24 protein-coding genes are annotated in these 26,278 nt (G+C 68.4%); 16 read left to right on the top strand and 8 right to left on the bottom strand.

Translation table 11 applies throughout. From position 1 onward, the window contains the following. Positions 1-40: 40 nt before the first annotated feature. The 3 genes from H0P51_RS26345 to marP are packed head-to-tail and all read left to right on the top strand — an operon-like array spanning position 41 to position 2,605. Complete coding sequence (locus tag H0P51_RS26345) at positions 41-637, top strand: TlpA family protein disulfide reductase (protein ID WP_180919241.1); 597 nt, start codon at positions 41-43, stop codon at positions 635-637. Between the two features lie 13 nt (positions 638-650). Further along, a complete protein-coding gene (locus tag H0P51_RS26340; protein ID WP_180915724.1) occupies positions 651-1,406 on the top strand; it encodes an NUDIX hydrolase in 756 nt (251 codons plus the stop codon). Positions 1,407-1,411: 5 nt separating this feature from the next. Further along, positions 1,412-2,605 carry an acid resistance serine protease MarP gene (gene marP / locus H0P51_RS26335; protein WP_180919240.1) on the top strand — a complete coding sequence of 398 codons (1,194 nt, stop codon included), beginning with the start codon at positions 1,412-1,414 and terminating at the stop codon, positions 2,603-2,605. Here the strand turns inward: marP and H0P51_RS26330 are convergent. Beyond that, positions 2,598-3,554 carry an alpha/beta fold hydrolase gene (locus tag H0P51_RS26330; RefSeq protein WP_180915723.1) on the bottom strand — a complete coding sequence of 319 codons (957 nt, stop codon included), beginning with the start codon at positions 3,552-3,554 and terminating at the stop codon, positions 2,598-2,600. The genes marP and H0P51_RS26330 overlap by 8 nt on opposite strands. Then, the gene (locus tag H0P51_RS26325) at positions 3,555-4,064 is read right to left on the bottom strand and encodes a phage holin family protein (RefSeq protein ID WP_180915722.1); all 510 of its coding nucleotides are present in this window, start codon (positions 4,062-4,064) and stop codon (positions 3,555-3,557) included. A gap of 300 nt (positions 4,065-4,364) precedes the next feature. On the opposite strand from H0P51_RS26325, the gene H0P51_RS26320 reads away from it, so the two are divergent. Further along, positions 4,365-5,018 (top strand): S1 family peptidase, encoded by a 654-nt coding sequence (locus H0P51_RS26320; protein ID WP_180919239.1) that lies wholly within the window; start codon positions 4,365-4,367, stop codon positions 5,016-5,018. Positions 5,019-5,026: 8 nt separating this feature from the next. Here the strand turns inward: H0P51_RS26320 and acs are convergent, their stop codons facing one another. Next, the gene (acs, locus tag H0P51_RS26315; protein WP_180915721.1) at positions 5,027-6,979 is read right to left on the bottom strand and encodes an acetate--CoA ligase; all 1,953 of its coding nucleotides are present in this window, start codon (positions 6,977-6,979) and stop codon (positions 5,027-5,029) included. A 115-nt stretch (positions 6,980-7,094) separates the two neighbouring features. On the opposite strand from acs, the gene H0P51_RS26310 reads away from it, so the two are divergent. From H0P51_RS26310 to H0P51_RS26290, 5 genes are read left to right on the top strand one after another with little or no spacing between them, the layout of a single operon-like run. Then, entirely contained in the window at positions 7,095-8,711 is a 1,617-nt protein-coding gene (locus tag H0P51_RS26310; protein WP_180915720.1) for a peptide ABC transporter substrate-binding protein, read from the top strand. Position 8,712: 1 nt separating this feature from the next. Beyond that, positions 8,713-9,639, top strand: a complete 927-nt coding sequence (locus H0P51_RS26305) for an ABC transporter permease (RefSeq protein ID WP_180915719.1) — start codon at positions 8,713-8,715, stop codon at positions 9,637-9,639. Beyond that, on the top strand, positions 9,632-10,453 hold the full coding sequence (locus H0P51_RS26300; RefSeq protein ID WP_180915718.1) for an ABC transporter permease: 822 nt from the start codon (positions 9,632-9,634) through the stop codon (positions 10,451-10,453). The genes H0P51_RS26305 and H0P51_RS26300 overlap by 8 nt, the downstream gene beginning before the upstream one ends. Continuing rightward, positions 10,450-12,048 carry a dipeptide ABC transporter ATP-binding protein gene (locus H0P51_RS26295; RefSeq protein WP_180915717.1) on the top strand — a complete coding sequence of 533 codons (1,599 nt, stop codon included), beginning with the start codon at positions 10,450-10,452 and terminating at the stop codon, positions 12,046-12,048. Before H0P51_RS26300 ends, H0P51_RS26295 begins: the two co-directional genes overlap by 4 nt. A 49-nt stretch (positions 12,049-12,097) precedes the next feature. After that, complete coding sequence (locus tag H0P51_RS26290; protein ID WP_180919238.1) at positions 12,098-12,838, top strand: Fic family protein; 741 nt, start codon at positions 12,098-12,100, stop codon at positions 12,836-12,838. A gap of 437 nt (positions 12,839-13,275) precedes the next feature. Here the strand turns inward: H0P51_RS26290 and H0P51_RS26285 are convergent, their stop codons facing one another. Further along, positions 13,276-14,133, bottom strand: coding sequence for an HAD-IB family hydrolase (locus tag H0P51_RS26285; RefSeq protein WP_180915716.1), 858 nt, complete (start codon positions 14,131-14,133; stop codon positions 13,276-13,278). A 519-nt stretch (positions 14,134-14,652) separates the two neighbouring features. Between H0P51_RS26285 and ssd the strand changes: the two genes are divergently transcribed. Genes ssd through H0P51_RS26250 form a run of 7 tightly spaced genes read left to right on the top strand, consistent with a single transcriptional unit; the run spans position 14,653 to position 19,151 of the window. Continuing rightward, entirely contained in the window at positions 14,653-15,702 is a 1,050-nt protein-coding gene (gene ssd / locus H0P51_RS26280) for a septum site-determining protein Ssd (protein ID WP_180919237.1), read from the top strand. Beyond that, positions 15,699-16,865 (top strand): TadA family conjugal transfer-associated ATPase, encoded by a 1,167-nt coding sequence (locus tag H0P51_RS26275; RefSeq protein ID WP_180915715.1) that lies wholly within the window; start codon positions 15,699-15,701, stop codon positions 16,863-16,865. The genes ssd and H0P51_RS26275 overlap by 4 nt, the downstream gene beginning before the upstream one ends. Then, positions 16,862-17,668 (top strand): type II secretion system F family protein, encoded by an 807-nt coding sequence (locus H0P51_RS26270; protein ID WP_180915714.1) that lies wholly within the window; start codon positions 16,862-16,864, stop codon positions 17,666-17,668. Before H0P51_RS26275 ends, H0P51_RS26270 begins: the two co-directional genes overlap by 4 nt. Positions 17,669-17,690: 22 nt before the next feature. Next, on the top strand, positions 17,691-18,272 hold the full coding sequence (locus tag H0P51_RS26265; protein WP_180915713.1) for a type II secretion system F family protein: 582 nt from the start codon (positions 17,691-17,693) through the stop codon (positions 18,270-18,272). Positions 18,273-18,287: 15 nt separating this feature from the next. Beyond that, positions 18,288-18,488, top strand: coding sequence for a DUF4244 domain-containing protein (locus H0P51_RS26260; RefSeq protein WP_180915712.1), 201 nt, complete (start codon positions 18,288-18,290; stop codon positions 18,486-18,488). Positions 18,489-18,538: 50 nt separating this feature from the next. Next, positions 18,539-18,811, top strand: coding sequence for a TadE family type IV pilus minor pilin (locus tag H0P51_RS26255; protein WP_343061803.1), 273 nt, complete (start codon positions 18,539-18,541; stop codon positions 18,809-18,811). A gap of 25 nt (positions 18,812-18,836) precedes the next feature. Continuing rightward, the gene (locus tag H0P51_RS26250; RefSeq protein WP_343061746.1) at positions 18,837-19,151 is read left to right on the top strand and encodes an Rv3654c family TadE-like protein; all 315 of its coding nucleotides are present in this window, start codon (positions 18,837-18,839) and stop codon (positions 19,149-19,151) included. On the opposite strand, the gene H0P51_RS26245 is transcribed toward H0P51_RS26250, so the two are convergent. The 4 genes from H0P51_RS26245 to H0P51_RS26230 form a co-directional block, all read right to left on the bottom strand. After that, complete coding sequence (locus H0P51_RS26245) at positions 19,132-20,793, bottom strand: PE family protein (RefSeq protein ID WP_180915710.1); 1,662 nt, start codon at positions 20,791-20,793, stop codon at positions 19,132-19,134. The genes H0P51_RS26250 and H0P51_RS26245 overlap by 20 nt on opposite strands. A gap of 125 nt (positions 20,794-20,918) precedes the next feature. Then, positions 20,919-21,962: a PAS domain-containing protein gene (locus H0P51_RS26240; protein WP_180915709.1), complete on the bottom strand. Its 1,044-nt coding sequence runs from the start codon at positions 21,960-21,962 to the stop codon at positions 20,919-20,921. A gap of 622 nt (positions 21,963-22,584) precedes the next feature. Further along, a complete protein-coding gene (locus H0P51_RS28735; protein WP_246398228.1) occupies positions 22,585-23,316 on the bottom strand; it encodes a PE family protein in 732 nt (243 codons plus the stop codon). Between the two features lie 140 nt (positions 23,317-23,456). After that, on the bottom strand, positions 23,457-26,036 hold the full coding sequence (locus H0P51_RS26230) for a PE family protein (protein ID WP_180915708.1): 2,580 nt from the start codon (positions 26,034-26,036) through the stop codon (positions 23,457-23,459). Positions 26,037-26,278: the final 242 nt, after the last annotated feature.

Raw genomic sequence — 26,278 nt, 5'->3', positions numbered from 1 at the left:
ATTGCGCTGGACCATCGCGATCCTGGCGGTGGCCGCCGCGATGGTGCTGGCGCTGGTGGCCCAACTACGAGACGACGCTGCGCCGTCCGCGGGACGCACCGGAATCCAGCCCCCCGCTCAGCGTGAGCACCGTGACGCTGACACCCCGGCGGCGCTGGCCGGCCCCCGCCAGCGCGCCGGCCTGCCGGCCTGTCCGGCCGCCGGCACCGGTGACGGGCCGCCCGCACTGCGCGGAGTAGTAGTGGAATGCGCGGCCGATGGCACCCCGGTCGACGTGGCGAAAGCGTTGGCCGGACGCCGCGTGGTGGTCAACCTCTGGGCATACTGGTGCGCGCCGTGCACAGCCGAACTACCCGCCATGGCCGAGTATCAGCGTCGGTCGGGTGACGACGTGTTGGTGCTGACGGTGCACCAGGACGAGAACGAGACGGCCGCTTTGCTGCGGTTGGCCGAGCTTGGCGTTCGGTTACCGACGTTGCAGGACGGTCGGCGCAGGGTGGCATCAGCGTTGCGAATGGTTAACGTGATGCCCGCGACGGTCGTGCTGCGGCCAGACGGTAGCGTTGCGAAAACCCTGCCGCGGGCTTTCGGCAGCGCAGACGAGATCGCGGCCGCGGTAGGAGAAGGCGCGGGGTAGGAGGGAGGCGCCGGTGACCGCAGCGATTCCCCTGACTCCGGACGTGGGCCCGCCGTGGCTGCGGCCGCTCGTCGACAACATCGATCAGATTCCCGACGCATACCGGCGGCGCCTGCCGGCCGATGTCCTCGCCATGGTGACCGCGGCAAGATCGGTTTCGTCGGTGCGCCGCACAGGCCGCGACGCCGCGGTACTGGTCTTGTTCTCCGGGCCGCCGGATGCACCCGCCGAGGGCGGGGTGCCCGACGACGCCGACCTGTTGCTCACCGTGCGGGCCGCCACGCTGCGTCACCACGCCGGGCAGGCCGCCTTCCCGGGCGGCGCTTCCGATCCCGGCGACGAGGGTCCCGTCGCGACCGCGCTGCGAGAAGCGCGGGAGGAGACCGGGATTGACGTCAGCAGGCTGCATGCCCTGGCCACCATGGAACGGACGTTCATCGCGCCGTCCAACTTTCACGTCGTCCCGGTACTCGCCTATTCGACCGATCCCGGACCAGTCACCGTCGTCAACAACGCCGAGACGGCGATCGTGGCGCGGGTCCCGGTGCGGGCGTTCATCAACCCGGAGAATCGGCTAATGGTGTACCGCGGCACGTTGGGCAAGCGCTGGGCCGGACCGGCGTTTCTGCTGAACCAAATGCTGGTGTGGGGCTTCACTGGCCAGGTGATCTCCGCGGTTCTAGACGTCGCGGGGTGGTCCAAGCCCTGGGACACCGACGACCTTCGCGAGTTGGACGACGCCATGGTGCTGGTGGGTGACTCCCGATGAATACGATGACTCCGTCGCAGTGGCTGGATATCGCTGTCCTGGCGGTGGCGTTCATTGCCGCGATCTCCGGATGGCGTTCCGGTGCACTGGGTTCCATGCTGTCGTTCGCTGGGGTGGTGCTGGGCGGCATGGCCGGGGTGTTGCTGGTGCCGCATCTGGTCGGCCACATCTCCGCGCCGCGCGCGAAACTGTTTGCCGCCCTGTTCGTGATCCTGGCCCTGGTGGTGGTCGGTGAAGTCGCCGGCGTGGTGCTGGGGCGCGCCGTGCGCGGCGCGATCCGCAACCGGCCGGTGCGTCTGGTCGATTCGGTGATCGGGGTGGGGCTGCAGCTGGTGGTGGTGCTGACCGCGGCCTGGCTGTTGGCGACACCGCTGACTCAGTCCAAAGATCAACCGGAGCTGGCGGCCGCCGTGCGGGGTTCCCGGGTGCTCGCCGAGGTCAACGAGGTGGCCCCGACCTGGTTGAAGACCGTGCCCAAGCGGCTTTCGGCGCTGCTCAACATCTCCGGCCTGCCGGCGGTTCTGCCGCCGTTCAGCCGGACCCCTATCATCCCGGTCGCCTCACCGGATCCGGCGCTGGCCAACAACCCGGTGGTCGCCACCGTCGCGCCCAGTGTCGTCAAGATCCGCAGCCTGGCGCCCAGCTGCCAGAAAATTCTGGAGGGCACCGGGTTCGTGATCGCCCCGGAACGGGTGATGACGAACGCGCACGTGGTGGCAGGATCGAACAGCGTCTCGCTGCAGGTCGGTGGAAAGGACTTCAACGCCACGGTCGTGTCCTACGACCCGCAGGTGGACATCGCGATCCTCAGCGCGCCGGGGCTACCGTCGGCCCCTCTGGAATTCGCGGTGAACCCGGCCAAGACCGGCACCGACGTGGTGGTCCTCGGTTACCCGGGCGGTGGCAACTTCACCGCCACTCCGGCCCGCATCCGGGAGATCATCAAGCTCAGCGGACCCGACATCTACCACAGCCCACAACAGGTGACCCGCGACGTCTACACCATCAGAGCCGATGTGGAGCAAGGTGATTCAGGTGGACCGCTGATCGACCTCAACGGTCGTGTGCTCGGTGTGGTGTTCGGCGCCGCCGTCGATGACGCCGACACCGGCTTCGTGTTGACCGCGGAGGAAGTGAACAGTCAGCTGGCCAAGGTGGGCGCCACCCAGCAGGTCAACACCGGGGCCTGCGTCACCTGACCCGCTGCTGCTCCAGGAACCGCACCAGGTGCCGGTTGATCTCCTGCGGCGCCTCCTCGTGACTGAAATGCCCTGCGCCGGCCACAGATATGTACCGGCCGTGCGGAGCGTAGCGCTGGGTCCGTTCGACCGGCGCGGCCCGCACATAAGGGTCGAGGTCGCCGCGAATGTGCAGTAGCGGCACACCGAGCGGCGCCTCCGTCGACTTGATGAACCGGTGGCCCTCACTGCGCAACTGGCTGCGCACCGCCCAGCGCTGATACTCCAGCGCGCAGTGCGCGGCCCCTGGGATCCGGATAGCCCGGCGCAGGTAGCCGACGGATTGTGAAAAGTCCTCGGATGCAATCCATTTAGCGCTGCTACGGCTGCGCACCAGGCGTTCGATCTCGGCACCGTTGTTCCGGGTGAGGAGCCGCTCCGGGTACAGCGGCGCCTGGTAGCGCAGCAGTGTCGGCAGCAATGCGCGGCTCTGATCGCGGCGGGTCAGCGTGGACCGGCGCAACGCGGCCGGGTGCGGAGAGCTGACCAGAGCGATAGCGCGCACCAGCCGCGAATGCAGCAGCGCGGTGGCCCAGCAGGCCAGTCCGCCGTCGGCATGGCCGATCAGCGTCGCCGACGAATGCCCCAGCGCGCGGATCAGTCCGGCGGTGTCCCCGGCCAGCGTCCAGCCGTCGTAGCCGCGAGGCGGCTTGTCGCTGCCGCCGTAGCCGCGCAGGTCGACCGCGACCACCCGGGCCCCGCTCAACCCCCGCAACTGATGGCGCCAGGACCACCAGAACGAGCCGAACCCATGCAGCAGGATGACCAGCGGACGGGCGGTCGCCGGCGCACCGGCGTCCACACCGTCGGGAACCGCTTCGACGACGTGGAAGCGGATACCGTTGGCGTGCACATCCAGATGACGCCAGGGCCCGTCGATGCGGACCATCGACGGATCTGGAGCCGGCATCTACCAACCCGACGGATCGGTGGGTGTCTTGTCGGAGGTGATCGCCGCGGCCGCCGGCGTTTTGTCGTGCCCCGGCGTGAATGCGGCGGGCAATTCCTTTACCGACTCGATGGTCTTGCTCGGCCCCCTGATCCGGCGCACCTTCAGGAAGCCCAGCAGGGCCAGCACCGCGGTGACCACGACCATGATCGCGAAGACGATCAGGAACGCCACCCAGCGCCAGAGCCAGGTATCGAGGAGCTCGGCCAGGAAGAAGAACAGGAAGAAGGTGGAGTAGAAAAGGATCACCAGCGCGGAGATGAAGAAGACGCTGCCGGTCAGGCCTTTCTTCACATCGCGGGTGATCTCGGCACGGGCCAGCTCAACCTCGGCGCGCACCAGCGTCGACATCTGCGCGGTTGCATCCTTGATCAGGTCGCCCACCGACGGCTCACCGGCCCTGGCGTGGGGGTCGGCCAGGGGAATCGTGGTCAGCGTGTTGGGCACACCGTTCTTATCGGGTTTGCTCACAGACGGTCCTCTCCGTTGCACGCCTTCATCCAGCGCCCCACCGGCGCGCCGCGTCGCGGTTTATGTTGCCATGTGATCTGTTCCCGGACGAGGCCAGCCGAACCGTCCGTGAACGAGGCTCGATCGACCCGCGAACTGGCGTCGACGGCCGGTCGAAACGGCGCCGGAGGGCACAAGGCGATCCTCTACACTGGCGCACTGGCCTCCGATCTTTCTCCAATGTTCTGATGACCCGACGGGAGTATTACTTTGCCGAAGGCGCCTAGCGGCCGAAAAACCGCCATCGCGGCCGCTGTGGCCATGCTCCTCGGCTTGCTACTGGCTCCGGCCGGCACGGCGAACGCCGACGACAAGGTGCCGCTGGGAGGCGGCGCGGGCATTGTGGTCAACACCGGCACGCTGTGCACCCTGACCGCGATCGGCCACGACAATCGTGGTGACCTCATTGGATTCACCTCGGCGCACTGCGGCGGCCCGGGTGCTCCCGTCGCCGCCGAGGGCGCCGAGAACCAGGGTCAGGTGGGCACCATGGTCGCCGGCAACGACAGCCTCGACTACGCGGTGATTAAGTTCGACCCGGCCAGGGTGACCCCGGTGGCCAACCTGAACGGCTTCGCCATCAACGGCATCGGCCCGGACCCGACGGCCGGTCAGATCGCCTGCAAGCAGGGTCGCACCACGGGTAACTCGTGCGGCGTCACTTGGGGCCCTGGCCAGGACCCGGGCAGCATCCTGATGCAGGTCTGCGGCGGGCCCGGTGACTCCGGGGCGCCGGTGACGGTGGACAACATGCTCGTCGGGATGATCCATGGCGCCTTCAGCGACAGCCTGCCCAGTTGCGTCACCAAGTACATTCCGCTGCACACACCGGCGGTGGTGATGTCGATCAACGCCGACCTGGCAGACATCGTCGCCAAGAACCGGCCGGGCTCGGGGTTCGTGCCGATCGCCTGACGCTCGGGCTACTTGGCCTCGCGGATCGCGTCGAACACGTTGGGATCCAGCAGTGTCGAGGTGTCACCCAGTTCGCGGTTCTCGGCGATGTCGCGCAACAACCGGCGCATGATCTTGCCGCTGCGGGTCTTCGGCAGCTCGGGGACCACATGGACCTCCCGCGGCTTGGCAATCGGTGAGATCTCGTGGGAGACCTCGGAACGCAGTTCCTCGACAGTGTCGTCGCTGGCCTCGTAGTTCTCCCGCAACACGACGAACGCGCAGATGGCCTGACCGGTCGTGTCGTCGGTGACCCCGACCACCGCGGCCTCGGCCACCCCCGGATGGCCGACCAGCGCGGACTCCACCTCGGCGGTGGAGATGCGATGCCCGGAAATGTTCATCACGTCGTCGATGCGGCCCAGCACCCAGATGTCGCCGTCGGGGTCGAAGCGCGCGCCGTCGCCGGCGAAGTAGTAGCCGTGCTCGGGATACTTGGACCAATACGTCCTGCGGTACCGCTCCGGGTCGCCCCAGATGCCACGCAGCATCGACGGCCACGGCTGATCCAGGACGAGGTAACCGGTGACGTGTGTCTCGCCCTCCTCGTCGGGCGGTAGCGGCTCGCCGTGGTCGTCGACGATCTTGGCTGAGATGCCGGGTAACGGGGTCATCGCCGACCCGGGCTTGGCTGCGGCCACACCGGGCAGCGGGGAGATCATCGCGGCGCCGGTTTCGGTCTGCCACCAGGTGTCGACGACGGGCACGCGGCCACCGCCGATGACGTCGCGGTACCAACGCCAGGCCTCCGGGTTGATGATCTCGCCGACCGAACCCAGTAGCCGGATGCTAGACAGGTCGTGCGCGTCGGGGATCTCCCGGCCCCATTTCATGAACGTGCGGATCAGCGTGGGAGCGGTGTAATAGATTGTGACGCCGTAGCTTTCGATGATTTCGAAGTGTCGGTGCTCGCTGGGTGTGTTGGGGGTGCCCTCGTACAGCACCTCGGTGACGCCATTGGACAGCGGTCCGTAGACGCCGTACGTGTGCCCGGTAACCCAGCCGATGTCGGCCGTGCACCAGAACACGTCGCTGTCCGGTTTGACGTCGAAGATGGCGTGCATGGTGTACGCGCACTGGGTCAGGTAACCGCCGCTGGTGTGCACGATGCCTTTGGGAGTTCCGGTGGTGCCCGAGGTGTACAGCAGGAACAGAGGTTGCTCGGCGTCGAACGCCTCCGGCGTGTGCTCGTGTGACGCTTTGTCGACCACCTGGTGCCACCACAGGTCGCGGTCGTCGTTCCATGCCACGTCTATTCCGGTGCGCCGCACCACGATAACGTTTTCGACGGGACTGCCGTCGACCGAGACCGCCTCATCGGCGGCCTCTTTGAGAGGAGCTGGGTGGCCGCGGCGGAACTGGCCGTCGGCGGTGATTAGCAGCTTGGCTTGCGCGTCGGCGATCCGGGCTTGCAACGCGTGCGCGGTGAAGCCGCCGAACACCACGGTGTGCATGATGCCCAGCCGCGCGCAGGCCAGCATCGCGATCACGGCTTCGGGAATGAGCGGAAGATAGATGGCCACTCGGTCGCCGGCCACCAGGCCGAGATCGCTGATCGCGTTGGCCGCCTTGGACACTTCCCGCTGCAGGTCCGCGTAGGTCAGCGTGCGTTCGTGGCCCTCGGGTTCACCCACCCAGTGGATGGCGACCCGATTCCCGTTGCCGGCCTCGACGTGGCGGTCCACGCAGTTGTAGGCGACGTTGAGTTTGCCGCCGACGAACCACTTGGCGAACGGCGCGTCCGACCAGTCCAGCACCTGCGAATACGGAGTATCCCAGGTCAGCCGGTCGGCCTGCTCGGCCCAGAACGCCAACCGGTCCTGCTCGGCCTGCTCGTAGAGCCTCGCCTGAGCGTTGGCTTGTGCGGTGAATTGCGTCGGAGGCGGGTAGGACGCGGGGTGTTCGGGATCGGTGGTGGTCACGGGTGCGAGCGTAATACCGCGCCAGCATCGGCGGTCAGCCTTCAGTAGCTGGTCATCTGGCGTACATCTTCCGGCGCGACCAGGCTGCGCGTGCGCACCCCTTAAGGTCGCTGTTATGCGTCGGAGGATGCAGGCCGTCCTGCTGGTGGCCGCCATGCTGGCCGGTTGCCTCTGCGGCTGCGGCGGCGGTGTGCTGACACCCGACCTGGTGGTCGTCAACAGCGCGGAGCCCCCCAACCCGCTGATCCCGACCGGCACCAACGACAGCAACGGCGGTCGCATCATCGACCGGCTGTTCGCCGGCTTGATGTCGTATGACGCCGCCGGCCGGCCGACTCCGGAGGTTGCCGAATCCGTGGCGACCGCCGATAACGTCAATTACCGGGTCGTGCTCAAACCAGGCTGGACATTCACCGACGGGTCCCCGGTGACTGCGCACTCGTTCGTCGACGCCTGGAATTACGGGGCGTCAAGCGCCAATGCCCAACTGCAGCAACAGTTTTTCAGCCCGATAGCGGGTTTCGACGATGTGGCCGGCCCCGCGGGCCCAGGACGTCCGACCACCATGTCGGGTTTGCATGTGCTCGGCGATCTCGAGTTCACGGTGCGATTGCGGGCACCGACAGTGGACTTCGTACTGAGCCTGGGGCACAGCGCGTTCTACCCGTTGCCGCCCTCGGCATTTCGGGATTTGTCCGCGTTCGGACAGCACCCGATCGGCAACGGCCCCTACCGGCTTGCCGACAGCTCCGACGGGCCGGCCTGGGAGCACAACGTCCGGATCGACCTGAGACCCAACCCCGACTACCACGGCAACCGGAAGCCCCGCAACAAAGGCCTGCGGTTCGAGTTCTACGGCAATCTCGAAACCGCCTACTCCGACCTACTGTCCGGCAATCTCGACGTGCTGGACACGATTCCGTCCAGCGCCCTGACCATTTATGCGCGCGACCTGGGAAGCAACTGGGTCAAAGACCCGGTGGCCGTCAGTCAGTCGCTGGACACGCCATTGCGGTTGCCGCATTTCGGTGGAGAGGAAGGCCGGCTGCGCAGGCTAGCGTTGTCGGCCGCCATCAACCGCCCGCAGATCTGTCAACAGATCTTCAACGGAACCCGCAGCCCAGCACGGGATTTCACATCGAGTTCGCTGCCCGGGTACGATCCGAACATCCCGGGCAATGATGCCTTGGACTTCAATCCCGAACGGGCCCGTCAACTTTGGGCACAAGCCAACGCGATCTCGCCGTGGAGCGGTCAGTACGCCATCGCCTACAACGCCGACAGCGGCCACCAGGAGTGGGTGGACGCGGTGGCCAACAGCATCAAGAACGTACTGGGCATCGACGCGGCCGGCGCACCTTATCCCACCTTCGCGGGCTTTCGCACCCAAGTCGCCAACCGCACCATCAACACTGCTTTCCGGGCCGGCTGGATCGGTGACTACCCATCGATGATCGAGTTCCTCGCCCCGCTGTACGCCACCGGAGCGGGATCCAACGACGTCGGCTACTCCAGCCGGGAGTTCGACGCCGCGTTGGCGGCGGCCGAGGCAGCGCCCAATCTTCCGGCAGCGGACGTGCTGATTAATAAAGCACAGCGAATCCTGTTGCGCGACATGCCGAGCGTGCCGTTGTGGTACTACAGCAGTGTCACCGGATGGTCGAACCAGGTCAGCAACGTCACGCCGACCTGGAACGGGCTGCCCGACTACGAGAACATCCTGAAGGGTTGAGATGGGCTGGTATGTGCTGCGCCGCCTCGCCGTCATGGTGCCGGTATTTCTGGGCGCCACGCTGTTGATCTACGGCATGGTGTTCCTGCTGCCCGGTGACCCCGTGGCGGCAATCGCCGGAGACCGGCCACTGAGCCCCGCGGTAGCCGCGCAACTGCGTGCGCAGTACCACCTCAACGACCCGTTTCTGGTGCAGTACCTGCGCTATCTCGGTGGCCTGCTGCGGGGCGACCTGGGTCGCGCATATTCCGGTCTTCCCGTGAAAGCAGTTCTAGCGCACGCTTTTCCGGTGACCTTCCGGCTCGCGTTGATCGCGCTGGTGATAGAGGCGGTGCTGGGCATCGGGTTCGGGGTGATTGCCGGGCTACGTCAGGGAGGCTACTTCGACGCCACGGTCTTGGTCACCGGGCTGATCATCATCGCGATCCCGATCTTCGTGCTGGGCTTCCTGGCGCAGTTCGTGTTCGGGGTGCGGCTGGGGTGGGCGCCGGTCACCGTCGGAGGGCAGGCCAGCTTCGACCGGCTGCTGCTGCCCGGAATCGTGTTGGGATCGGTGTCATTCGCGTACGTGGTGCGATTGACTCGCTCCGCGGTGGCCGCCAACGCCCATGCCGACTATGTCCGCACCGCCACCGCCAAAGGGTTGTCGCGATCCCGGGTGGTAACGGTGCACATCCTGCGCAACTCGCTGATCCCGGTGGTGACCTTCCTCGGGGCGGACCTGGGAGCGCTGATGGGCGGGGCGATCGTCACCGAAGGGATCTTCAATATCCACGGCGTCGGGGGTGTGCTGTACCAGGCGGTCACCCGGCAGGAGGCGCCCACAGTGGTGTCGATCGTAACGGTGCTGGTGCTGATCTACCTGCTCAGCAACCTGCTGGTGGACCTGCTGTACGCGGCACTGGACCCCCGGATCCGCTATGTATAGGCGCCCGAAGTTCGTCATCGCTTCGTTGCTGATCGTGCTGATCCTCCTGGTCGCGGCGTTCCCGACGCTGTTCACCGGGGCGAATCCGGGCTACGCCGACCCGGCCCAGAGCCTGCTTTCGCCGTCGGCGGCGCACTGGTTCGGCACCGACCTGCAGGGCCACGACATCTACGCGCGCACCGTCTACGGGGCACGCGCATCGGTAATGACCGGACTGGGTGCGACGCTGTTGGTGTTCGTGGTCGGAGGTGCGCTCGGCGCCCTGGCCGGCTTCTACGGTGGCTGGGTGGACGCGCTGGTGTCGCGGGTCGCCGACGTCTTCTTCGCGCTGCCGCTGCTCCTGGCCGCAATCGTCTTGACGCAAGTCCTGCATCACCGCACGGTGTGGACCGTGATCGCCATACTGGCCCTGTTCGGCTGGCCGCAGGTGGCCCGGATCGCGCGGAGCTCGGTGCTGGAGGTGCGCTCCCGTGACTACGTGCTGGCGGCCAAGGCCCTTGGGCAGAGCAGATTTCAGACGCTGTTGCAGCATGCGATACCAAATGCGATCGGTCCGGTGATCGCGGTGGCCACCATCCTGCTGGGCGTCTTCATCGTCACCGAGGCCACGCTGTCCTACCTGGGAGTCGGGTTGCCGACATCGGTGGTGTCGTGGGGCGGGGACATCAATGTGGCGCAGATGCGGTTGCGGGCCGGTTCACCCATCCTGTTTTATCCCGCTGGCGCACTGGCAATCACGGTGCTGGCGTTCATGATGATGGGTGATGCGCTGCGCGACTGGTTCGACCCGGCATCGAGGGCGTGGCGCGCATGAAGCCGCTGTTGTCGGTTGAAGGTCTTCAGGTCAGCTTCGGCGACCAGCCTGCGGTCTGCGGCATGTCGTTCTCGGTGCTGGCGGGTCAGACGGTCGCGGTGGTCGGGGAGTCGGGGTCGGGCAAGTCGACCGCTGCCGCGGCGATTCTTGGCTTGCTCGCGCCGGGTGGCCGAGTCACCGCCGGGCGCATCGTGTTTGACGGACGCGACATCACCTCGGCGAGTGAGCGGTCAATGCGGTCGATCCGCGGTAGTCAGATCGGATACGTTCCGCAGGACCCCATGACCAACCTCAACCCGGTCTGGAAGGTGGGCTTCCAGATCCGGGAAGCGTTGCGCGCCAATACTGATCGTCGAGATCTGCGGCAACGGGCGGTGGAGTTGCTCGCCGAGGCCGGGATGCGGGATCCCGCCAAGCAGGCAGGCCGGTACCCGCACCAGCTTTCCGGCGGCATGTGTCAGCGCGCGCTGATCGCCATCGGATTGGCTGGCCGGCCTCGACTGCTGATCGCCGATGAGCCGACCTCGGCGTTGGACGTCACGGTGCAACGGCAGGTGTTGGATCATCTGCAGAAGCTCACTGAAGAGTTGGGAACGGCGCTTCTGCTGATCACCCACGACTTGGCGTTGGCCGCCGAGCGGGCCGAGTCAGTCGTGGTCGTCCATCGTGGCGTGGTAGTGGAATCCGGTGCAGCGCAGGCAATTCTAGGTGACCCACGGCACGAGTACACTCGCCGGCTGGTTGCTGCTGCGCCATCGTTGACCGTCCGGGAAATGCCGCGGAATTTCGAGCGAGGGTCGGCCGACATCCTGGTGGTGTCGGAGCTGACCAAGACCTACCGGGAGTCGCACGGCATGCCCTGGCGCCGCACCGAGTTCAGTGCCGTAGATGGGGTGTCGTTTGGGTTACAGCGAGCCAGCACCCTAGCCGTGGTCGGCGAATCAGGCTCAGGCAAGTCCACTTTGGCGCGCATGGTGCTCGGATTGCTCAAGCCAACGTCGGGATCGGTGCTCTTCGACGGCGCCGACGTCAGCATGATGGACCGGGGTGCCGAACTCGCGTTCCGGCGTCGGGTGCAGCCGGTGTTCCAAAACCCATACAGCAGCCTAGATCCGATGTATTCGGTGGCACGTGCCATCGAGGAGCCGCTGCGCATCCACCGGCTCGGTGACCGGCGGCAGCGCCGGCAGGCGGCGCGGGAACTGGTCGACAAGGTGGCGCTGCCGTCCTCGGTGCTGGATCGGCTGCCGCGGGAGCTGTCCGGCGGGCAGCGCCAGCGGGTCGCGATCGCCCGAGCGCTGGCGCTGCGGCCCGACCTGCTGGTGTGCGACGAGGCGGTGTCCGCACTCGACGTGCTGGTCCAGCAGCAGATCCTGGACTTGCTGGCCGAACTGCAGGCCGAGCTGGGCCTGACCTACCTGTTCATCAGCCATGACCTCGCCGTGATTCGGCAGATCGCCGACGAGGTTCTGGTGATGCGGGCCGGGCAAGTGGTTGAGCACGCCCCCGCCGAGCAGGTGTTCAGCGCACCGCAGCACGAGTACACCCGACGGCTGCTGGACGCTATCCCCGGCGCCTCGACCGCATCGCGGTAATCGCGTCCCATTAGGTTGGCAATTTGTGACTGATCCGCTGGCCCCATTGATGGACCTCCCCGGTGTCGCCGAAGCCAGCGACCGGGCACGTGAGGCGCTGGGTCGGGCCCACCGGCACCGCGCCAATCTGCGTGGCTGGCCGGTGACGGCCGCGGAGGCCTCGTTGCGTGCGGCGCGGGCCTCCTCGGTGCTCGACGGGGGGCCGGTACAGCTGGACGACGTCGCGGATGGTGCGGGCGTCAGCGACCCGGTGTTCGGCGGAGCGCTGCGGGTCGCGCAAGCTCTCGAGGGGGGCGAGGGTGCGCTTGTCGCGGTGTGGCGGAGGGCGCCGCTACAAGCGCTGGCCCGGATGCACATGCTGGCGGCAGCCGACCAGGTGGACGAAGCGCGGCTGGGCCGGCCCCGCTCCGAACCCGAGATCGGTCCGCGCCTCGAATTGCTCGCCGACCTAGTGACCCGCCCCACCGCAGCTTCGGCGCCGGTGGTTGCCGCCATCGCGCACGGAGAGTTGTTGACACTCAGACCATTCGGCAGCGCCGACGGCGTCGTTGCCCGCGCGGTGTCCAGGCTGGTGACCATTGCCAGCGGCCTGGATCCGCACGGGCTGGGTGTGCCGGAGGTGACTTGGATGCGTCAGCCGGCGGCTTATCGGGATGCCGCGGCGAAGTTCGCGTCCGGCTCCCGGGCGGGTGTGGCGGCCTGGCTGGTGTTGTGTTGCCGCGCAATGCGGGCCGGTGCACAAGAAGCTGTGGCGATTGCCGATTCGGTAGCTGGCGGCCCGAAAACATAACGGACCCTAGAATGCGAAGCGGGCGGCGACACGAATGTGTTCGAATCGCCGCCCGCCAACACGGTTCTCGGTTACCAAGCGTGCATATGTGGGCTGCGTGGGTGGCCTCGGCGCGTTTGCGACACTTCCTGCTGCAACCCCACCCAAAGGGCCGTCGAGGCAATCCGTCATTCGCAATTACGCAGGCCCGCAACACTTCTGCCATTATCGCGGCTATGACTCCGCGTGGGTGCCGGGAACCGTGCTGGGTGCCCGGGTCGGGAGAACGAACCTTCTCTTCCGGATCGACCTTGGCCTCACCGGGCTGCCGTGGTTCCTTTGTACTACTAGACCACAGGCTCAGCAACCCCTGCGCGGGTGAAAGTTCGGCATGGACAGCAAGTATCCCGTCCGTGTGTTTGCTGACGGGGCAGTTGGGGACTGTGCGACGGCAGTGCTCAGAATGCGAACCGGCGTAGCAGTGCATAGGTCACGGCGCCGGCCGCTACCGCGGTCACACCGACTGCTGCCGTTGTCGCGATTGCCGCGCCGGAGGGTGCCGGTATCCGGTCGCGTAGTGACACCGGCCGCGAGAAGGACAACATCGGCCAGCCGCGTTCGAGGGCTTCCCGGCGCAGCCCGCGGTCGGGGTTGACCACGGATGGGTGCCCGACTGATTCCAGCATCGGCAGGTCGGTGATCGAGTCGGAATAGGCGTAGCAGTGCTCGAGGGGATAGCCCTCACGGGCGGCCAGCTCGCGGATCGCCTGAACCTTGCCCTCGCCGTAGCAGTAGAACGCGATCTCGCCGGTGTACTTGCCGTCCTCGACCACCATCCGCGTCGCCATCGCATGGGTGGCACCCAGCGCGCGGGAGATGGGCGCGACGATCTCTTCCCCCGAGGCGGATACCACCACCACGTCGCGCCCACACAGTTTGTGGGCGGCGATCAGGTCGGCGGCTTCGGCAAACACCAACGGGGTGACGATTTCGTGCAGGGTCTCGTTGACGATCGACTTGACCTGCTCGACGTCCCATCCGACGCACATGTTGGCCAGATGGGCCCGCATCCGGTCCATCTGGTCATGGTCGGCCCCGGAGAGCAGGAAGATGAACTGTGCGTAGCTGGACTTCAGGACGGCCCGCCGACTGAGCAGGCCCTGGGCAAAGAAGGGTTTGCTGAAAGCCAATGTGCTGGACTTCGCGATGATGGTCTTGTCCAGGTCGAAGAAAGCCGCAGTGCGGACGCCCGGAACTGTCGGTTCCAGTGTTTGCGGAGAGGTCCGCCCTGTCGCGGCCGGGTCGGGGACGGTCACCGATCCAGCATAGGTCGGCGATCCGGTCCAGCTGGGATCTTGGCCCGCAAACGCTTTGATGGAGCGGCTCTCAAATTCCCCGCTTGTCTTTCTGCCGATGGCGTTTACACGGCTCAGACGGCACTTTTGTTTCGATCGAGTACTTGCGTGATGCCAGGCTGGCATGTGTATAGTAAGCATTACTCGGCCTTGAGCCGAGGGTGTATCAGCCCGACCCCCCGGGGCTGATACACGACGACCCTCGCCTCCTCCCCCCTGGCGGGGGTCGTCCCTTTTCTGGGGTAAGAAATCCTTCGCTGACCACTGGTCGCTTTTTGCCTGCTCTTGTCTGGCGCCCTTGCGGGGACACCGCTGGTACGGGACCGGACGGCCGCCCAGCGAACACAGTGATTTGTGCACAGACCGGGGGTTCCTCCACAGATTCCGTTTTGCCGCTGGTGCGTTGTAGGGACCGGCAAGCACGGTAAAGACGTGAGCAACCCTTCCCGTCCGCCCCGCGGCGGCCCCGGTGTGCTGGCGATGCTGGCGGAGCAGGATCTGCGTGACGAGCTGGACCGCATCGCCGCGGCCGTCGGCGTGCGCGTGGTTCATGCCGGGGGCGGCCCGATCAGCAGGAAGACCTGGTTAGCAGCAACGGCGGTGGTCCTAGATGCTGTGGCGGCCGATCGTTGCGGGCGGACTGGGCTGCCCCGGCGTACCCACGTAAGCGTGTTGAGCAGCGCAGCACCCGCGACCACCACCTGGGCGGCGGCGGTCACTGTCGGCGCCGAACTTGTACTGCGAGTGCCGGAGCAGGAACAGGCGCTGGTCCGCGCACTCGCCGAAGCTGCCGAGTCCGCCCGCGATCACAGCATCCGCGGCCAGACCGTCGCTGTCATCGGCGGCTGCGGGGCGGCCGGTGCATCGTTGTTCGCGGTGGCGCTGGCGCAGACGGTGGTCGAGGCGCTGCTGCTCGATCTTGATCCGTGGGGCGGCGGGATCGACCTGCTGATCGGCGGCGAAACCTCGCCGGGGCTGCGCTGGCCGGACCTGGCACTGCAGGGCGGCCGACTCAGCTGGCAGGCCGTGCGTGAGGTGTTGCCGCGGCATCGCGGGGTCAGCGTACTGTCGGGCACCCGGGGCGGCTACGAACTCGAAGCAGCGCCGGTGGATGCGATCATCGAGGCCGGTCGGTGCGGTGGCGTCACCGTGGTGTGCGATCTCCCGCGCCGCCTGACCGAGGCGACGCATCTCGCCCTGGACAGCGCCGATCTCGTGGTGCTCGTAAGCCGATGCGATGTCCGGGCCTGTGCGGCCACCGCGACGATCGCTCCTACCCTAGCCGCGATCAACCCGAATGTTGGGCTGGTGGTGCGCGGACCGTCGCCCGGGGGATTGCGTGCCGCAGAGGTCGCGGAGATCGCCGCCGTGCCGTTGTTGGCATCGATGCGGGCCGAGCCGCGGCTGGCCGAACGGTTGGAGCACGGTGGGCTGCGCATGGGCCGTCGCTCCGCGCTGGCCTCGGCCGCCAGTAGCGTGATCGACGTCTTATCAAGGGGTCGAACGGATTTGAATGGTCGTGCGGCGTGACCGGCTCCCTGATCGAACGCGTGCGGGAGCGGCTTGCCACCGAGGCTGGACCGTTGAAGCCCAGCGTGGTGGCCGCAGCGATTCGCGCCGAATCCGGCGGAATCCTCGGCGACACTGAACTACTGGCCAACCTCCGGTTGTTGCACACCGAACTGACCGGCGCCGGCATCCTGGACCCACTGTTGTGCGCCGACGGCACCACCGATGTGTTGGTGACGGCGCCGGACGCCGTGTGGGTCGACGACGGAAACGGTCTGCGCCGCAGCAACCTTCGATTCGCCGACGAGGCGGCGGTCCGACGGCTCGCGCAGCGGCTCGCACTGGCCGCCGGCCGCAGACTCGACGACGCCCAGCCCTGGGTCGACGGGCAGCTCAGCGGAATCGGGGCTAATGGGAGCACGGTGCGGCTACACGCCGTGTTACCGCCCGTGGCCGCTGGTGGCACCTGCCTGTCGTTGCGCGTGTTGCGGCCAGCGACCCAGGATTTAGCGGCCCTGATCGCCGCGGGCGCGATCACCGCAGAAGCCAGTGAACTGCTGGCCGCCGTCCTCGCCGCACGGCTCGCGTTTCTGATCTCCGGTGGCACCGGGGCGGGCAAGACAACCCTGTTGGCTGCGATGCTTGGTGCCGTCGCGCCGACGGAGCGCATCGTTTGCGTCGAGGACGCCGCTGAGCTGGCGCCAGGGCATCCCCATCTGGTCAAGCTGGTTGCGCGCTGCGCCAACGTGGAGGGCGTCGGAGAGGTGACGGTGCGCCAGCTAGTCCGCCAGGCGCTGCGGATGCGGCCGGACCGGATCGTCGTGGGTGAGGTACGGGGCGCCGAAGTGGTTGATCTGCTGGCAGCGCTGAACACCGGGCATGAGGGCGGCGCCGGCACCGTGCACGCCAACAGCCCAGGTGAGGTTCCGGCCAGGCTGGAGGCACTGGGCGCGCTCGGTGGCCTGGACCGCGCCGCCCTGCACAGTCAGCTCGCTGCGGCGGTACGGGTGCTGTTGCATGTCGGCCGAGATGGCGCCGGGCGCCGGCGGCTCAGTGAGATCGCCATGCTGCGGCGAAGCGGCGACGGTCACGTCCAGGCGGTCACCGTCTGGCACGCCGAGCACGGAATGACCGATCAGGCTGACGAGCTACGTGTCCTGCTGCAGCCCAGGATCTCGGCATGACCGGGCTGCCGGGTGCCGCACTAATGCTTGCTTTGGCTCTGCTGGTATCGCCCGGCTCGCCGCGTGGTCGGCTCGCCGCGGTTGGGTCCGCTCGCTGGCGCGTTGTCTTCGGCGCACGTGCTGCAAGCTGGCTTTCTGCGTGCGCGCTCGGTGTTGCGATGGTGGTGCTGCCATTTCCGACCGCGGTAGCAACGGCGGCAGCGGGCGCAACCGTGGGCGTGCGCTGCCTGCGGCGTCGTCACAGCCGAAACGCGGCAGCGGAGGGTCGGGAACTGGAGGCGGCGCTCGAGGTGCTGGTCGGCGAGCTTCGGGTGGGCGCCCACCCGGTACGCGCGTTCGACGTCGCCGCCGACGAGAGCGGCGGGCCGGTGTCGCTTGCCATGCGGGCAGTCGCGGCGCGCGCTCGACTGGGTGCCGATGTCGCGGCGGGTTTGCGCGCTGCAGCGCAATCCTCAGCACTACCCGCGCAGTGGGGACGCCTGGCGGTGTGCTGGCAGCTTGCCGGCGAACACGGCCTGGCGATCAGCACACTGATGCGGGCGGCCCAACGCGATATCATTGAGCGGCAGCGGTTTTCGGCGAAAGTGATTGCGGGCCTGGCGGGTGCCCGTGCCACCGCCGGCATCCTGGCCGCGCTGCCGTTGCTCGGCATGCTGCTGGGGCAGTTGATCGGAGCTCAGCCGCTGCGGTTCCTGTTTGGCGGGGGCGCTGCAGGGGGTTGGTTCCTAGCGGTCGGGGTGGTGTTGCTGTGCGGCGGTTTGCTGTGGTCGGACCGAATCAGCGATCGGGTGCTATCGGGATGACTGTGCGAGCGGGAGCGCGGGGATGAGCATCGCGGCAGTGCTGCTGGCGGCGGCATTATTGGTCGGCGGTGGGCCGGCGGCGGCGCGCGCTCGCGCTGGGATGTCGTCGCGTGTGAATCGGCAGCGGCAGCACCGTCCGGCCGGGCCGGATCCGCTGGCGGTGGCATCGAGCCTGGATGTACTCGCCGTGTGCCTCGGAGCTGGGATGGCGGTCTCGACTGCCGCCGCGGCGACCGCCGGTTCGGCGCCGGCTGAACTGGCGCGGGTGTTGCGTCGCGCTGCCGATTTGCTGGCGTTGGGTGCGGATGCCGATGTCGCGTGGTCCAAACCCACGGATGCGCGTGCCGACGCGCAGATCGACGGGTTGTTGAGGTTAGCGCGGCGTTCCGCGGCGTCAGGCGCCGCGCTTGCCGACGGCGTCGCCGAACTGGCGGCCCAGTCCCGTCACGATGCCGCGCACGCCGCGGGCGCTGCCGCCGAACGCGCGGGCGTCCTGATCGCCGGTCCGCTGGGCCTGTGCTTCCTGCCGGCGTTCGTCTGCCTGGGGATTGTCCCAGTGGTGGCCGGGTTGGCCGGCAGTGTTCTGCAGTCAGGTCTGCTGTGAGAAAGGAAGTGGTTGATGTTCAACATGTTTCGTGGGATCGCGGCACGACTGGCGCTCCTGGCCACCGACGAGTCGGGGATGTCCACCGTCGAATACGCGATCGGGACGATAGCCGCCGCGGCATTCGGTGCCATCCTCTACACAGTGGTGACCGGAGACTCGGTGGTCTCCGCTCTGAACCACATCATCGGACGCGCGCTCAGCACCAAGGTCTAAGCGCCGATGACGGTTCGAGCAGCGTCGAGGCTGCGTTTGCGATCGCCGCACTGGTGGTGGTGCTGGTGCTGTGCTTGGCCGGGATCACTGCAGTGTCGATGCAGGTGCGTTGTGTGGACGCCGCTCGTGAGGCGGCGCGGTTGTCGGCGCGCGGGGACCTCGACGCCGCCGTCGAGATTGCGCATCGTATCGCTCCGGCTGGGGCGCAAGTCGTGGTGCGCCGCGACGGTGGGCTCTGGGTTGTTACCGTCGTGGCTCATTCGAAGTTGCTGCCCACCTTGGATATTGCGTCGAAGGCGGTGTCGGCCGCCGAGCCGGGGTGAGCTTGGCTCGGCAACAGTGCTTGCGGTGTTCGTGGTCGCCGTGCTGGTGTGTGTCACAGCGGCGGGCGTCTGCTTAGGCTCCGTCGTGGTGGCCCGGCACCGCGCGCAGGCTGCTGCCGATCTGGCTGCGCTGGCCGCGGCTGCCCAATTGCCGCAAGGTGTTTCAGCGGCCTGCGTCCGGGCGACGACGGTGGCCCGGCAGATGCGGGTCGCTGATGTCGAGTGCCGACTGGACGGGTTGGACATGATCGTGACTGTCGAGGTGCCGATTGTTCGCATCGGATCCGCGCGCGCGTCGGCGCGGGCAGGGCCGGTAACGGCTATTGCACTTGCCCGGTGAGCCCGTCCACCCCAAGCAGCGAACCCCCGGATCCGCCGGTACCGGCGGATCCAGGGTTGGTGCCCGTGCCGCTGTTGCCGCCGTTGCCGCCGTTGCCGATCAGCCACGCGTCGCCACCCTGGCCGCCGTCACCGCCGGTGCCGCCCGGTGCCGAGGTGATCCCGCCGTCGCCGCCGGTGCCGCCATTGCCGATCAGGCCGGCGTGACCGCCGACGCCTCCGTTGCCGCCCTGGCCGGCGGAGCTGAATCCGCCCCAGCCGCCGGCGCCACCCGCGCCCCCGTTGCCGAAGACTATTCCCGCGGCGCCTCCCGCGCCGCCAGCGCCGCCGTATAGGCCCGCGACACCACCCGTTCCGCCGTCACCACCGGGGCCGTATATCCAACCGGCGGCCCCTCCGGCCCCGCCTGATCCGCCGTGGACATGGCCAGCACCGCCATCGCCGCCATCGCCACCACCGCCGAAGAACCCGCCGGATCCGCCCGCTCCGCCGGCCCCGCCATCGGCAGGCTGCCCGTTGCCGCCGTCACCGCCGGCCCCACCGAAGCCGAAGATCAGGCCGCCGTAACCGCCGGCGCCGCCAGCCGCTCCGTTGGTGCCACCGGTCCCGCCGTCTCCGCCGATGCCGCCGTCGCCGAACAGCCCGGCGTCACCGCCGGCGCCACCGATTCCTCCGTTGCGTGTCAAGCCGGTGCCACCGCCTCCACCGACGCCGCCGTCGCCGAATATCCCGCCTGTGCCGCCCGCGCCGCCGTGGCCGCCGTCTTGACCGCCGTTGCCCCCGCCACCGCCGAGGCCACCCGAACCCGAGAACCAGCCGCCCGCTCCGCCCGCCCCACCGGCTCCGCCGGCGGCATGGTCGGCCTGGCCCCCGTCGCCCCCCGCTCCACCGGAGGCGAACAAACAACCCGCTCCACCCGCCCCGCCGGTACCCCCGAGTAGGTGGGCGCTGACGCCGCCCACACCTCCGTTTCCACCGGAGCCCAGCCATCCGCCGGCACCGCCCGCTCCGCCGGAGCCGCCATTGCCGTCCAGGGATCCTCCGCCGGTACCGCCGTGGCCAGCGTTGCCGAACAGTACGGCGTCACCGCCGGCTCCGCCGGCCATACCGGATTGGCCCGGCAGCCCGAATCCGCCGGCGCCACCGGCGCCGCCGTTACCGAGCAGTCCCGCGGCTCCGCCCCTGCCGCCGTTCTGGCCGGCAGCACCGGAACCACCGTTGCCACCGTTGCCGATCAGCAAACCACCTGCTCCGCCATCCTGGCCGGTTCCGGGGGCTCCGTTAGCGCCGTTGCCGATCAGTGGGCGTCCAAACAGCATCTGGGTGGGGTAGTTGACGGCTTCGAGCAGGGAGTGCGTGGCATTGATGGTCTCGGCCTCGGCGTACGAGCCGGCGGCGGCGGTCAACGCCTGCACGAATTGCGCGTGAAAGTCCGCCGCCCGGGCGCTGAAAGTCTGATATGCCTGGCCGTGCGCTGCGAACAGGGCCGCGATGGTGACGGAGACCTCGTCCTGGGCGGCGGCCAGCATGGCCGTGGTCTGGGTGCTCGCAGCGGCGTTGGCCGCATCGAGCGCGGCACGCAGACCCGACAGGTTCGCCGCCACGCTCGCGAGTGTCTCTGGCGCAACGGTCACGAAAGACACAGGTACCTCCTCGGCGGCGCAGGGACTCACCGTAGCGTGCCCCGCGGTCGCTGGTGACGTTTTTCGAACATGTGTCGAGTTCGCTTTAGGGAGAACGGGTTTCAGCTATCGGCACGCTGGTGCGGTCAGGCCTGATCGGAGGCGGTAGGGTCCTGCGGTAACCGCGCCGCGTCGATTTCCTCCTCGGTGGGCGTACGCAGCGAGAGGAGTCCGGCGAACGCGTCGGGCTCGAGTTCAATTCGGTTGGCCGTCACATGGACCGGCACCCACTCGGTGTCGTATCCCGGCAATCGCAACACTCGGCTGGTCGCACCGTTGGCGAATTCCTTTGTCATGGAATCCATTAGCTTCTCGTCCTCGGGGTGAACCCGCGGCCTGTCGGGGTCGGTGCCGCGCCAGTCGTAGAACGGCGCCGGCTCGTCCAGCCACTTCAGCAGGGTCCAGTTCTTCAGGTCGACCAGGGCGCGATGGACACCGGCCTGCGCCAGGCCGTCGAGGATTCGTTGCGCTAGGTCGTCGGCGGCCACCGCGGGGCCCTTGCGGTCGGTGCGCCAATTCATCGCGCGGGCGACCAGGTGGTCACGACCATCCGGTCCCGGCTCCAGCGCGCTGCGCGCGGTGAAGCCGATACGGATCGGATTGCCCTGCCAATCGGTGATATCCCAAGTGCTGCAAAGCGTCAGGCCCGGTTGGGCGCGGACAGCCATGGCCAACACCTTAGTTTCGTTGGGGTTGAGTTCGCGCGACGGCAGGTCCTCGGCGAAGGCCCTGCCGTAGGTGACTTCGACTTCGGGGTTCTTGCCGCTGTTAGCCAAAGACTCGGGAGTGTCGGTGGCCACCCCGCGGGTCAGGTCCCACTTCAGCGGACCCGGAACGGGACGTTCGGGTGGGTCCTCACCCGCCGGTCCGCTCCACACGTGTACTCCGTGTATGCGACCGTCGGACATGGTCACCGGCTCGGTGCGGATGACGCGGTCGCTCTTGGGGGTGATGCTGGTCAGGGCTTGGCCGGTCTGCACCGACTCGGCGATCGCCGTCTTGACGGCCGCGAGATACGGGCTGCGGCGAAGAAATGTGGTGATCGGGATGAGGTTCTTGAGTTGACGCCCCTGCGCTACGACGGCGGGCTCATCTCCCAGCGTCTCCACGAGCAACCAGTCGTGGCCCATAGCCGCAGTTTACTGATCGCGAGTCCGTAGGTTGACGGGGCGGGTCGGTCGGTCGATCCAGGGCATGATGTCTACCACATTCTTCCTGTGAGGTTGCCCCATGAAGCCTCCGGTACAGCGGAATGTCCTTGCGTGGAAAGCAGATCCGGCTATGGCGTCCGCATGGCGCCGGTGAGCGGGACAGTGGGCGGTGACCGGCTTTGCGGGCATTGACGGAGGAGTCAAATCCGTTGTCCCAGTTACATGTAATGGCCCTGCCAACGATAGTCAGTTGAGTGGCACGGTAGGCAACCAGTGGCCTCCCGACCATCTGAGTCTCCTGGCGGGGTGGTTGTCATACCGTCAGACGGATTCCGGCACGGAGACTTTCGTGAACCGCGGCTCAGTGTGTTGCAATTGGCGCTTGGAGCCAGGTAGGTTTCTGGCTGCGCTCACATTAAATGCGAATGGATTGTGTTGTCACACCGTCGCAAAGCGCATCCGTGGAGGTCGACCGTTCGAGGGGTCGGTCGCCCATCCAACGGATCACCAAATGGATCTCGCGTCTCGGGCCGCTTCGCGCACTGTCTTCGTCACTCTGAATGTGTTGTGCTACAGCGCATTCAGCCAGCCGTCAGGATTCTCACGTCGGCGAACCGAGGCGCGCGGGGTCCCGTTTTGAACACGCAGTGTCGGTCGGGCGCAATGCACCCTGGGCGTTGGGCGGCGCGAGCAGCACCCCGACACCCGTTCCCGCGCTGACCCGGCCGACCTCAGGAGACTTCGCTCGGCGTTCGTCGCCTTGGAGCAGGCGGCTCAATAGCCCGCCGGAACCACCGGCAGCGGCACCGCCCGCGCGCCCGCTGCCCGCCGTGCCAGCCTGGTTGGACCCGAGCAACAACCCACCGCATGCGCCGCTTGCGACGACCGGTCCGGCTTCGGCCGGCACCCCGGCTGCCGCGGGCCGGTCAGCACGCGCCGGTGCGACGGCCGGTGTGGACGGTCTAAGCCAAGCACCGACAGGACGGGGTGGGGCGACATACTCGTAGGCGGAGCCGGACCCCGCGGAGCCGCTGTTGCCGAGCGACGTGGCGTTGGCGGAGTCGGTGGAGGCATAAGCATTCGCGCTGGCGTCGATTGCCCGCGCAAATTGGGCGTGGAAACTCGCGGCCTGCGCACTGATGGTCTGGTAGGTCTGGGCGTGGCTGCAAAAGAACGTGGCCACCGCGGCGGACACCTGGTCCCCGGCTGCGGCAAGCACGGCGGTGGTGGGTGCCGCAGCCAGGGCGTTGGCTGCGCTGATCGTCGTACCGATACCAGCGACATTCGCGGCGGCGGCTCCAATGGCGCCGGGCACGGCGCTGAAACGCGACACACGACACCTCCGAATCGATACGCGACAGACTCGGCCAGTGTCTGATAGCCGTTCGCTGCGCGACGGCTATGTTGCACCGTAAACGGAATTAGGCGGAAATGGAATATCCGTATTCGTCAGTTGTGAGCCGGCTGACGGACTCAGGAGAGTCCGTCGTGGCCGTCCTCGCCGGACAGCTTCCCGCCACTGCCGCCGGCGCCCGGCGTACCCGTGGTAACGCCGGTGCCGCCATTGCCGCCGTTGCCGCCGTCGCCGAACCACCCGGTGCCGCCGCCGTCCCCGCCGTCGCCGCCGTGCCCATTAACGTAGGTCGGGTTACCGGCCCCGCCGGCCCCACCGGCCCCGCCGGCGCCAATCAGGGTGCCGCCCATGCCGCCGGCCCCGCCCGCTCCGCCGGCCCCGACGTAAGCGAGGCCGCCGGCTGCCCCGGCGCCACCGTCACCGATCAGCCCGCCATTGCCGCCGTCGCCGCCGGCCCCGCCGATCGTGGTGAGGGTGTTGCCGCCGAACCCGCCGGCCCCGCCGCTGCCGAACAGCCGGGCGCCGTTACCGCCGTTGCCGCCGGCCCCGGCACCGGCTCCGGACATGCCGAGCGCTCCGATTGTCGAGCCGCCGGCTCCGCCGGCCCCGCCGTTGCCGAACAGCGGCCCGGCGTTGCCGCCGTCACCGCCCGCGCCGGCGACGTTGTTGGCGCCGACGCCGCCGAACCCGCCGGCCCCGCCGGTGCCTCCGAGCAGCCCGGCGTTGCCGCCAGTCCCACCGGCGCCGCCCACGGTGTCCATGCCGAACCCGCCGTCGCCGCCTGCGCCGCCGTTGATCCCGAACAGGCCGGCCGCACCGCCGGCGCCGCCGACGCCGCCCGCCGGCCCCGAGACGGCGGACCCGCCGACACCGCCGGCACCGCCGGCGCCGAATAACCGGCCAGCGCCGCCGACACCGCCGGCACCACCCAAGCCATTGATGGCGCCGCCGCCCATCCCACCGATGCCGCCGTCGCCGACCAGGAATCCGCCTGCGCCGCCCGCGCCCCCGTTGCCGCCCGCGCCGGTGTACTGCATCGTTCCGGCGCCGCCGCTGCCACCGGTGCCGAACAGGCCCGCGGCGCCGCCCGCACCACCGTCGCCGCCGCTGCCGCCTTCGGCTGCCGCTCCCGCGCCGCCGTCGCCGAGCAGCCATCCACCGGCTTTGCCCGCGTCGCCCGTGCCGAACGCACCGGGATCGCCGTTGCCGATCAAGGGCCGTCCGGTGAGCGACTCCACGGGTGCATTGACCACGTTGAGTAGCTGTTGTTGCGCCGCGTGCAGCGGGTTTGCACTGGTCGGTGCGTTGTAGCCGTCCAGGCCCAGCAGCGCCCCCGCTATACCGCCGGAGCCGACGGTCGAACCCAGCCCGCCGTTGCCGCCATTGCCGATCAACACCGCATTGCCACCGGCCCCACCCGAGGTCGGTCCGCCCTCGCCGGCGGCACCGCCGGCGCCGCCATTGCCGAACAACAGACCGCCGCGACCGCCGGCGCCGCCGTCGCCGCCGTTACCGGCGCCTTGCAGCACGGGCCCTGAACTGAAGCCGCCGGCACCACCCGTGCCGCCAAAGCCCAGCAATCCGGCGTCGCCTCCGGCTCCACCGTTACCGGCGCCGAAGAAGTAGCTGTATCCACCGGCCCCGCCGGCTCCACCGTTGGAGAACAAGAGGCCGGCGTTGCCACCGCCCCCGCCGGCTCCCGCGGTGCCGTAGTAGGCGACGCCGCCGGTACCACCCGCGCCACCGTTGCCGTAGAACAACCCACCGCGGCCGCCGCTGCCGCCGACGCCACCCTCGGCGCCGTATCCACCGGCACCGCCCGCACCACCGAGGCCGGCGAAGTGTCCGCCGCTGCCGCCGACACCACCGGCGCCGCCCGCGGTCTCTCCGTATCCACCGCCGCCGCCGGTGCCGCCGCCCCCACCGACCAGGCCGGAGAACAGGCCGCCGGAACCGCCAGTCCCGCCCTTCCCACCGACGCCGATGTTGCCGTCGTTACCGAAGCCACCGGTGCCGCCGGCGCCTCCTGATCCGAACAACCCGCCGGCACCGCCGGTCCCGCCGGCCCCACCGATCGTGCCTGTGGCGCCGAGGCCGCCAGCCCCGCCACTGCCCCACAGCCACCCGCCTGAGCCGCCGGTCCCACCGGCGCCGCCTGGGCTACCGGTGCCGGCAGCGCCCGCGCCGCCGGCGCCTCCTGTGCCGAGCAACCCGGCGGACCCACCGTTGCCGCCTCGTTGGCCGGTGCCTGCGGCTCCCGACCCGCCGGCCCCGCCGTTGCCGAACAGCCAGCCGCCATCGCCTCCGTTGGCGCCGCTGCCCGGGGCGGCGTTGGCGCCATTGCCGACCAGCGGGCGCCCGGTCACCGCCTCGACGGGTGCGTTCACCGCGTTCAGTGCTGCTTGCAGCGGCGACACGTTGGCGGCTTCGGCGGCGGCGTAGGCATTCGCACCAGAGTCCAGGACGCGAGCGAACTGGTCGTGGAACGCCAACGCCTGGGCGCTCAGCTGTTGGTAGGCCTGCCCGTGCGCGGAGAATAACGCTGCTATCGCCGCCGACACCTCGTCGGCACCGGCCGCTAATACCGACGTTGTCGGGATCGCGGCCAGCGCATTCGCCGATTGCAGTGTTGAACCGATACCCACTACGTCGGATGCCGCAGCCACCAGGGCCTCCGGGGTAGTCATCAAATACGACATCGATTTGGATCCTCTCCGCGCTGGCGGGGTTCGGTGGTGGGGCGTGCCCCTTTACCGTGGTCCAATCGGGGCCGCGCGGCCCTCGCCCAAATGCGTGATTTGTCGGATGAAATTTTCTCCACCGTTTAGGGGAGGCGGGCCTTCGTTTAGGGGAGGCGGGCCTTGCTGACACCGATTCGGCCAGCCCGGCGGTGCCCATACGTTGAAGGCGGTCGACGCCGCTCGCGGGACGGCACCGCGGC

Source organism: Mycobacterium vicinigordonae (assembly GCF_013466425.1).
GTDB lineage: Bacteria > Actinomycetota > Actinomycetes > Mycobacteriales > Mycobacteriaceae > Mycobacterium > Mycobacterium vicinigordonae.
The sequence above is the reverse complement of the archived record's forward strand: the minus strand, read 5'-3'. Positions and strand labels throughout refer to the sequence as shown.

Coding starts and splice junctions, on each gene's coding strand:
- H0P51_RS26310 (WP_180915720.1), top strand. CDS start 7,095: ATGCGTCGGAGGATGCAGGCCGTCCTGCTGGTGGCCGCCATGCTGGCC.
- H0P51_RS26295 (WP_180915717.1), top strand. CDS start 10,450: ATGAAGCCGCTGTTGTCGGTTGAAGGTCTTCAGGTCAGCTTCGGCGAC.
- marP (WP_180919240.1), top strand. CDS start 1,412: ATGACTCCGTCGCAGTGGCTGGATATCGCTGTCCTGGCGGTGGCGTTC.
- H0P51_RS26265 (WP_180915713.1), top strand. CDS start 17,691: ATGAGCATCGCGGCAGTGCTGCTGGCGGCGGCATTATTGGTCGGCGGT.
- H0P51_RS26230 (WP_180915708.1), bottom strand. CDS start 26,036: ATGTCGTATTTGATGACTACCCCGGAGGCCCTGGTGGCTGCGGCATCC.
- H0P51_RS26305 (WP_180915719.1), top strand. CDS start 8,713: ATGGGCTGGTATGTGCTGCGCCGCCTCGCCGTCATGGTGCCGGTATTT.
- H0P51_RS26260 (WP_180915712.1), top strand. CDS start 18,288: ATGTTCAACATGTTTCGTGGGATCGCGGCACGACTGGCGCTCCTGGCC.
- H0P51_RS26345 (WP_180919241.1), top strand. CDS start 41: ATGGTGCTGGCGCTGGTGGCCCAACTACGAGACGACGCTGCGCCGTCC.
- H0P51_RS26320 (WP_180919239.1), top strand. CDS start 4,365: ATGCTCCTCGGCTTGCTACTGGCTCCGGCCGGCACGGCGAACGCCGAC.
- H0P51_RS26290 (WP_180919238.1), top strand. CDS start 12,098: ATGGACCTCCCCGGTGTCGCCGAAGCCAGCGACCGGGCACGTGAGGCG.
- H0P51_RS26270 (WP_180915714.1), top strand. CDS start 16,862: ATGACCGGGCTGCCGGGTGCCGCACTAATGCTTGCTTTGGCTCTGCTG.
- H0P51_RS26300 (WP_180915718.1), top strand. CDS start 9,632: ATGTATAGGCGCCCGAAGTTCGTCATCGCTTCGTTGCTGATCGTGCTG.
- H0P51_RS26330 (WP_180915723.1), bottom strand. CDS start 3,554: ATGCCGGCTCCAGATCCGTCGATGGTCCGCATCGACGGGCCCTGGCGT.
- ssd (WP_180919237.1), top strand. CDS start 14,653: ATGCTGGCGGAGCAGGATCTGCGTGACGAGCTGGACCGCATCGCCGCG.
- H0P51_RS26240 (WP_180915709.1), bottom strand. CDS start 21,962: ATGGGCCACGACTGGTTGCTCGTGGAGACGCTGGGAGATGAGCCCGCC.